The organism is Variovorax sp. 01T439_2 (assembly GCF_056398445.1).
On sequence record NZ_JBFTPJ010000180.1, the window covers coordinates 1 to 8,501 of the forward strand.

The following is an 8,501-nucleotide window of genomic DNA, read 5'->3' on the forward strand; positions in this document are numbered from 1 at the left end:
CTGGGAGGTTGCGGCCGATGCAGGCGCCGCCGCGCGCGGCGCCACCTGCGGCAGGGCCTTACTTGACGAAGCTTGCATCGAACATGGCCGTGTAGTCTTCCGGCGCCTTGCGGATCACGCCGGCCTCCAGCAGGATGGGCGCGGCTTCCTTCATGAAGCTGGTGAGCTCGCCCGCGAAGAATTTCTGGTTGGCGGCCTTGTCCTGCCAGCGCAGGTAGGCCGACGACTTGGCGAACTGCTCGCCGGTCTGCTTGACGGCCGAACCCATGAGCTCGTTGGCCTTGGCCGGGTCGGCCTTGATCATGTCGAGCGCCTCGAAGTACGACTGCGCGAGCGCCTGCGCCGCCTTGGCGTTGGCCTTGAGCCAGGTGGGCGCGCAGCCCACGGTGTCCATCACCATCGGGTAGTCGAGCGTGGTGGCCAGGATCTTGCCGGCGGTGGGGTTGGCGCGCACGGTCGAAAGATACGGCTCGTAGGTCATGGCCGCGTCGTTCTGGCCGGCCACGAAGGCCTGGGCCGCGGGCTGCGGCTCGAGCGAGACCAGCTTCACGTCCTTCAGCGTCATGCCGTTCTTGTTGAGCATCCAGGCCAGGCCGAAGTAAGGCGCGGTGCCCGGCGCGCTCACGCCGATGGTCTTGCCCTTGAGGTCGGCAAAGCCCTTCACGTCGTTGCGCACCGCGAGGCCGTCGGCGCCGTAGGACTTGTCCATCTGGAAGATCTGCACGATGGGCACGCCGTTGGCGTTCCAGGCCACGTGCGTTTCCACCGTGGTGGCGGCGCACTGGATGGCGCCGGAGGCCAGCGCGAGGTGCCGGTCCTTCTGCGGAATCATCTTGAGCTCGACGTCCAGGCCGTGCTTCTTGAAGATGCCGGCCTTGTCGGCCAGCGAGAGCGGCGCAAAGCCGGTCCAGCCCGACATGCCGAGCGCAATCCTGGTTTCCTGCGCGGCGGCCGTCTGGGCCATGCCTGCTGCACACGCGCCTGCTGCCAGCAGCGACGCGACTTTCACAACTACCGTCTTGACGACCATGGGTACTCCTGGGTCTGTTTTCTAGGAAAAAGCTTGGCGATACGCTCCCGACCACGGGCTGCGCGCACCTCGCATTGTTGCCAAGCGCCCCAGCTTGTATATACAGGATAACCCGAAAGGACCGTTTCGGTGCATTCCTTCAGCAAAATGCACCAGATTGCTGTCTATACAGGAAGGCGGCAAGGCGGGCTTCACCATTGCAAACCTCGTGCCACAGTCCTGCCGGTGCCGCTGGGGGACAATCGGCGTTTCCCCCTTTTCGCCCACCCCACCCTTCGCATCCGCTGCCCGTGTCCTCGCTCGCTCCCCTCCCCCTCGACGCCCCCGGCAGCAGCAGCGCACCCGCCGACATCCTTCACGAAGTCTTCGGCTATTCGCAGTTCCGCGGGCCGCAGCAGGACATCGTCGAGCATGTGGTGGCCGGCGGCGACGCGCTGGTGCTGATGCCCACGGGCGGCGGCAAGTCGCTGTGCTACCAGATCCCGGCCATTGCGCGGCAGCGCGCGGGGCGCGGCGTCTCGGTGGTGGTGTCGCCGCTGATCGCGCTGATGCACGACCAGGTCGGCGCGCTGCACGAGGCCGGGGTGAACGCGGCCTTCCTGAATTCGACGCTCGACTGGGAGCAGACGCAGGACGTCGAGCGCCGCATGCTGCGCGGCGAGATCACGCTGCTGTATGCGGCGCCCGAGCGCGTGAACACGCCGCGCTTTCTCTCGCAGCTCGATTCGCTGAAGGAGCGCGGCAAGCTCTCGCTGTTCGCGATCGACGAGGCGCATTGCGTGAGCCAGTGGGGCCACGATTTCCGCCCCGAATACCGCGCGCTCACGGTGCTGCACGAACGCTACCCGGGCGTGCCGCGCATCGCGCTCACCGCCACGGCCGATGCGCTCACGCGCGCCGACATCGTCGAGCGGCTGCAGTTGGAGGAAGCGCGCCAGTTCGTCTCGAGCTTCGACCGGCCGAACATCCGCTACACCATCGTCGAGAAGAAGGACGCGACCACGCAGCTGCTGCGCTTCATCGAGCGCGAGCACGAAGGCGATGCGGGCGTGGTCTATTGCCAGTCGCGCAAGCGCGTGGAAGACGTGGCCGTGATGCTGAAGGGCGCGGGCATCAACGCGCTGCCCTACCACGCGGGCCTGGACGCAGCAGTGCGCCAGAAGCACCAGGACCGGTTCCTGCGCGAAGAGGGCGTGGTGATGGTCGCGACCATTGCCTTCGGCATGGGCATCGACAAGCCCGACGTGCGCTTTGTCGGCCACCTCGACATGCCCAAGAACATCGAGGGCTACTACCAGGAAACCGGCCGCGCGGGCCGCGACGGCGCACCGGCCGATGCATGGATGGCCTACGGCCTGCAGGACGTGGTGAACCAGCGCCGCATGATCGACGAGAGCCCCGCGGGCGAAGAGTTCAAGCAGGTGATGCGCGGCAAGCTCGACGCGCTGCTCTCGCTGGCCGAGGCGAGCGACTGCCGGCGCGTGCGCCTCTTGGGCTACTTCGGCGAGAAGAGCACGCCCTGCGGCAACTGCGACAACTGTTTGAACCCACCGCAGGTGTGGGACGGCACCGATGCCGCGCGCAAGCTGCTCTCCACCATCTACCGCGTGCAGCAGCTGAGCGGCATCAGCTTTGGCGCGGGCCACATCATGGACATCCTGCGCGGCAAGGAGACCGAGAAGGTCAAGCAGTTCGGGCACGAGCGCATCAGCACCTTCGGCATTGGCGCGGAGTTCAGCGAAGTGCAGCTGCGCGGCGTGCTGCGCCAGCTCATCGCCACGGGTGCGCTGGCGGTCGATGCGGAAGCCTTCAACACGCTGAAGCTCACGGAAGGCTCGCGCGCGGTGCTCAAGGGCGAAGCGAACGTGACGCTGCGCGAGTCGGTTTCGTCGCCGGCCGCGCGCGGCAGCGGCAAGCCCCGGCGCGCAAAGGCGGCGCGCGGCGCCCCGTCTCCGGCGGCCGCGGCACTCGATGCCGACGGTCAGAAGCGCTTCGAGGCGCTCAAGGCCTGGCGCGCGGAAGTGGCGCGCGAGCACAACCTGCCGGCCTACGTGATCTTCCACGACGCCACGCTGGCGGCCATTGCCGAGCGCGCGCCCGCGACGCTCGAGGACCTGCAGGGCATCAGCGGCATCGGCACCAAGAAGCTCGAGGCCTACGGCGCCGAGGTGCTGCGCGTCTGCAGCGCGTTCTAGTTGAGCTTCAGGGCCGCAGCGCGATCGGCACGGGCCGCGTGAGCAGGTCGACGTACAGCTCGAAGAAGCGCGCGTTGTCGAACTTCTTCACCACCGTCATCTTCTGCAGCGCCGGCCCCGCGGGCTGCGAGGCGTAGCCGATGGAGCGGCCGTTGTCGGCGGCGCCGGGCTTGGCGACCACGTCGACGTAGCGCTCGACGGTTTCGGTGGCATAGGCCGGATCGATGAGGTAGGCGAGCGTGAGCGTGTCCCAGATGTTCTGGGTGTAGGCCGGGTTGTTCTCGAAGCCGTTAGTGCCGCTGAAGCCGTAGCCGTTGAGCTGGCGGAACACCTCGGTCACGGCGGTGGGCGTGGCCGGGTGCGCGATGCGGTCGTAGATCGGCTTGGTCAGGAACACGGTGTCGGTCACGTCCAGCGGCACCACCACCTGCGGAATCGGCAGCCGCACCACGAACTGCGCGGCCTCGGGGTCGAACCACCAGTTGAACTCGGCGAACTTGGTGGTGTTGCCCGGCATGTCGACCGCGCCGCCCATGTAGATGATCTTCTTGATCAGCGGCACGATCTCGGGGTTCTGCTTGACCGCGAGCGCGATGTTGGTGAGCGGGCCAATGGCCAGGATGGTGATCTCGTTGGGGTTGGCCTTCACGGTGTCGACGATGAAGTCGACCGCGCTCCGGGGCTGGAGCACCGTGTGGGTGGCAAAGCCGTCGGGCGAGGGCTTCAGGTCGGCGTCGGTCTTGGGCTCGGGCGAACTCCAGGCACCCAGGTAGCCGTCGCCGCCGGAGCCGGCCGCCATCTCGGCCTCGATGGTCGCGTAGTCGTGGTTGAAGGCGTAGTTCGCGCCCGCATAGATGCCGATGCGGTCGCCCACGCCGAGCCGCTCGACCGACTTCAGCGCGTCGGCCACGCCCTGCTTGAGCCACTGGTTGCCCGACACCACGCTGATGCCCATGACCTGCACCTTGCCCTGGGCCTGCAGCTGCACGGCCATGACGCCGAGCTGGCCGTCGTCGCTCATGGTGTTGTAGTCGCTGTCGATGATGATCTTCTGCGCCGGCGGCGGCGCCGCGCCGAAGCCCGGTGCAAGCCCGATGCCGCTGTTGCCGTTGCCGCCGCCCCCGCAGGCCGAGAGCGCCGTGGCGAGCAAGGCCGCCGCCATCCACCTGCGTCGCTGAATCCGAATCGTCATCCCGGCTCCTTTTCGAGTGCTTTTGCCATGTAGAACTAAATGCCAAACGTTTGCGCAAACGTTTGCTCGAACTCTAAAGCGCATGCCACGGGTGTGGCAAAGCGCAAGGTTTCAAGGGGTAACCGAGGCCGGCGACGAAGCGGTTCAGCCCGGCGACGGCGCGGCTTCGAGCAGGCGCATTTCGCGCAGCGGCGTACGGTCGAGCAGGTAGGGCTGTTCGCCGGCCGTCCCGGATTTCTCGAGCCCCGCTCCGGTCTTGGCCGAAACGGGGCAGGCGCCGCCGCTGCGCATGGCCAGGGCAGCCGCCAGCCGCGCCTCGGCCGGGTCGCCGAGCGCGTGGTCGAAATCGTCGGCCACGGTGCAGTCGGGCGCGAAGCCATCGCCGTAGTCGCCGAAGTTCTTGGCGTTGACGCCCTGGAACTGGATCGCGAAATAGCTGGTGCCGCAGTTGTCCTGCGGAGAGAAGCCGTAGGGCTTGCCGCAGGTGGCGCCGCCCACGAGGTTGACCTTGACGTCGATGCCGCGCAGGCCATTGACCACCGATTCGCTCGCCGAGCAGGTGTCGGGGCCGACCAGCACCGTGACCTGCGAGAGGCCCAGCCTTGGCAGCGTCGCGCCCGTGCGGCTGGTGCCGTAGAACGGATAGATGGTCTGTGCCGGCGTCAGGTGGAACGGGTTCTTGTCGTTGAAGGACAGGCGCTCGAAGACCTTGCCCGAGGTGGTGGCCGACGAAGACACCATGGAGGCGAGGCGATTCGCGATGTTGAGCTGGCCGCCGCCGTTGTAGCGCATGTCGAGCACGAGGTCCTGCACGCCGTCCTGCCTGAACTGGTTGAAGGCGCTGATGAGCTGCGACTCGGAGGTCGTGATGTGGTCGTTGAAGAGCAGGTAGCCGACGCGGCCGCTGCCGGTGTCGATGCTCTTGACGTTCTGCACCGGCGTGCGCGTGATGCTCGCCGCGGCCAGCGTGACGGTGCGCGTCGCACTGCCTTCCTGCAGCTTGAAGCTGTGCGATTCGCCGATGGCCGTGGGCGCGATGCCGCGGTTGATCACGGCGGTGTTGGTGCCGTTGACCACGTCGACGCCGTCGACCTCGAGCACCTTGGCGCCGCGCGCGATGCCTGCCGTGGCCGCTGGCGAGCCGGGCTCGGTGAACGCGATGCGCAGGTCGCGCGGGCGCGAGTTGCGCACGAACGCGAACTCCATGCCGTAGCCCGGCGCCACGCCGTTCTCCGAGAGCTGCCGGTAGCGCTCGGTGTCGTACACGTAGTGGAAGCGGTCCTTCGCGCGGCCCGAGGCCGTGAGCAACGGGGTCTTGAGCACGCTGAAGTACGCCACCGGCGTGGCGTAGTCGGCGGCCTTGAGGGTGGTGGGCACCTCGCCGTACCAGAGGTAGGTTTCGTCGATCCAGCCGCGCACCCAGCGCTTCTCGTCGGTCAGCGTGCCGGGCTTGTCGGGGTAGGCGATTCCCGTCTCGGGGTTGGTGCCGGGGCGCGGCGCGGCGCACAGGCCGGCCACGGTGGACGAGGCGACGATGGCGTCGTCGTCGCCGCCGCTGGCAGGAGGCGGCGTGGTGCCGGGCGGCGCGACGATCGGAAATCCGCCACCTCCACCACCACCTCCTCCTCCGCCGCCACAGCCCGCCAGCGCGCAAACGATGCCGGCCAACGCGAATGCGGCCGCAGCCGATGCGGTGAAGCGCGGCCTCGCCCGCGCATGTCCATTGCCCAAGCTCATCGAGATCCTCCTCGTGCCCGCCGCGGCGGACGGTTCTTCTTTCTTGTCTGCCGCCGCGCTCCCGCGGTCTTGCCTGCTGTGCGCTATTGCATGAAGCCGATGCCGCGCGATTCGCGCACCTCGGGCTTGATGCGGTGCTCGGCCTCGAGCTGGTCCAGGAATTCGGCGGCCGAGAACTCGACCGCAAGAATATCCGTCTGCCGCTTCACGGCCGCGAAATCCCCCGGGCACAGCTGCTGCAATTGCGCCAGCCGCGCCTTGATGCCTGCGGTGAGCAGCGCGGCGTCGCCCGCCAGTGCCTCGGTCACGAACATGCGCTCGCGCTGCGGCGCGGTGAGCGGCATGAACTTGATCTTGAAGGTGAAGCGCCGAAGCGCCGCCTGGTCGAGCCGGTCGAGCAGGTTGGTGGTGCAAATGAAGACGCCGTTGAAGCGCTCCATGCCCTGCAGCATCTCGTTGACCTCGGTCACTTCGTAGGTGCGCTGCGCGCCGCGCCGGTCCTGCAGGAAGCTGTCGGCCTCGTCGAGCAGCAGCACGGCCTTCTCGGCCTCGGCTTCCTTGAACATGGCGGCCATGTTCTGCTCGGTCTCGCCGACGTACTTGCTCATGAGGTCGCTGGCCTGCTTGATGATCAGCGGCCGGCCGATGGCCTTGGCGATGTGCTCGGCCAGCGCGGTCTTGCCGGTGCCGGGTGCGCCGTAGAAGCACAGCGTGCCGTGGCCGCGCGCCTTGATGGCCGCCACGATGCGCGGGATCTCGAAGCGGGTCTCGACGTTGAGCATGTCGAGGTCGTAGGTGGTGACGCTGCGCCGCTCGCCCGGGCCGGTGTCGAGCGTGCCGAGCGCGAGGTCGGCGTTCTTGAGCTGGCGCTCGATCAGCGCTTCCATCGAGGCGCCGTCCTCCGTCTGCGCGAGCCCCRCAAAGCGCACCGCGGTGCGGATCTGCGCGGGCGTGAGGCCCTTGCGCTCGGCCAGCTTGGCGGTGAAGGCCTCGGACACGACGATGCCTTCGAGCGTCTTCTTCACGAGCTGCTCGCGCGCACCGGGCGGCGGCGACTTGAGTTCCAGGTGGTAGGCGAAGCGGCGCCGGAACGCCGGGTCGATCTGCTCGATGCGGTTGGTGACCCACAGCGTGGGCACGGGGTTGGCCTCGAGGATCTGGTTGACCCAGGCCTTGCCGCTCACGCTGCCGCTGGTGGGCGCCGGAATCTGCTCGGCGCGCGCCATGAACTGCGCGGCCTCGGTGCTGATGGGCGGGAACACGTCCTCGACCTCGTCGAACAGCAGCGCGGCCTGCGCGCTGCCCTTGAGGAACACCTGCGCGATCTGCAGCGAGCGGTAGCGGTCGCGGCCGCTCAGCGAGTTGCCGTCGCGGTCGGCATATTCGACCTCGAACAGCTCCAGGCCCGCCGCCTGCGCCACCACCTTGGCGAGCTCGGTCTTGCCGGTGCCGGGCGGCCCGTAGAGCAGCACGTTGACGCCGGGCTCCTTGCGCGCCACCGCGGCGCGCAGCAGCGTGACGAGCATCTGCGCGTCTTCCTCGACGAAAGAGAAGTCGTGCGTGGTGAGCGCGCTCTTGGCCGAGGGCCGCGTGAACACGGCCATCAGTTCGTTGTGGTCGCGGTACTCGCGCATCAGCACGCAGGGCCTCGCCCACCTCGGTGGCGTTGACGCCCGCGATGTCGGCAATGGCGGCATAGGCCTCGGGCGCGTTGTTGACCTTGAACTCGACCAGCAGCGAGCGCAGGTCGCGCTGGTAGCGCGCGAGCGTGCCGTAGAGCAGCAGCGCGCGCTCGGCCTTGTTGAGCTGCAGGAGGCCCGCGAGCGCGTCGATGTTCTTCTCGACCAACGTCGACTGCTTGCGCAGCGCATGCGTGAGCCAGTCGCGCGTGACGGCCAGCACCGAGAGCAGGTCCTTGGGGTAGTCCTTGGCGTATTCGTCGAGGTAGAAGAACAGCGTGCCTTCCTCGTAAGGTCCGCGCCACACGCCATGGCGCTCGAGCAGCGTGCGGCCGTCGAAATTCTCGACGCCCTTCCAGGCCTCGTTGCCGGCGCAGCGCCGGCCCAGGAATTCGCGCAGCCGCTGCAGCACCGCGGCCGGCCACACCAGGTGGCGGCCGGTGAGCGAGAGCAGGCCGTTGATGTCGCGGCGCACGTTGAAGCGCGGCCCCTGCTTGGCGGCCAGCGTGAGCACGAAGTGCGAGCACATGAGTTCGAGCACCGGCGCACCCTTGAGCCCAGGCGACGGCAATGCCTGCCCGCGTACCGCAGCAGCCACTACATCGACACCCGCACGCTTGACCATCGGACAACCTCCAGACGAGGAACTTCTTGGGGCGACCATAACG

General features: G+C 68.0%; 4 protein-coding genes and 1 pseudogene. 1 reads left to right on the forward strand and 4 read right to left on the reverse strand.

Going from position 1 to position 8,501, the window contains the following annotated elements; genetic code table 11:
* Nucleotides 1-58: 58 nt before the first annotated feature.
* Nucleotides 59-1,030 (reverse strand): ABC transporter substrate-binding protein, encoded by a 972-nt coding sequence (locus tag AC1DOC_RS11025; protein ID WP_369663933.1) that lies wholly within the window; start codon nt 1,028-1,030, stop codon nt 59-61.
* 290 nt (nt 1,031-1,320) lie between these two features.
* On the opposite strand from AC1DOC_RS11025, the gene recQ reads away from it, so the two are divergent.
* Nucleotides 1,321-3,225 (forward strand): DNA helicase RecQ, encoded by a 1,905-nt coding sequence (gene recQ, locus AC1DOC_RS11030; protein WP_478080398.1) that lies wholly within the window; start codon nt 1,321-1,323, stop codon nt 3,223-3,225.
* A 7-nt stretch (nt 3,226-3,232) separates the two neighbouring features.
* On the opposite strand, the gene AC1DOC_RS11035 is transcribed toward recQ, so the two are convergent.
* The 3 genes and pseudogenes from AC1DOC_RS11035 to AC1DOC_RS11045 all read right to left on the reverse strand — a co-directional run bounded on the left by AC1DOC_RS11035 (nt 3,233) and on the right by AC1DOC_RS11045 (nt 8,458).
* The gene (locus AC1DOC_RS11035; protein WP_436041979.1) at nt 3,233-4,417 is read right to left on the reverse strand and encodes a nucleoside hydrolase; all 1,185 of its coding nucleotides are present in this window, start codon (nt 4,415-4,417) and stop codon (nt 3,233-3,235) included.
* Between the two features lie 144 nt (nt 4,418-4,561).
* Entirely contained in the window at nt 4,562-6,154 is a 1,593-nt protein-coding gene (locus tag AC1DOC_RS11040) for a S41 family peptidase (protein WP_436298689.1), read from the reverse strand.
* A gap of 83 nt (nt 6,155-6,237) precedes the next feature.
* A pseudogene (locus AC1DOC_RS11045) lies at nt 6,238-8,458 on the reverse strand (AAA family ATPase).
* Between the last annotated feature and the right edge of the window lie 43 nt (nt 8,459-8,501).

Coding starts and splice junctions, on each gene's coding strand:
- AC1DOC_RS11035 (WP_436041979.1), bottom strand. CDS start 4,417: ATGACGATTCGGATTCAGCGACGCAGGTGGATGGCGGCGGCCTTGCTC.
- AC1DOC_RS11025 (WP_369663933.1), bottom strand. CDS start 1,030: ATGGTCGTCAAGACGGTAGTTGTGAAAGTCGCGTCGCTGCTGGCAGCA.
- AC1DOC_RS11040 (WP_436298689.1), bottom strand. CDS start 6,154: ATGAGCTTGGGCAATGGACATGCGCGGGCGAGGCCGCGCTTCACCGCA.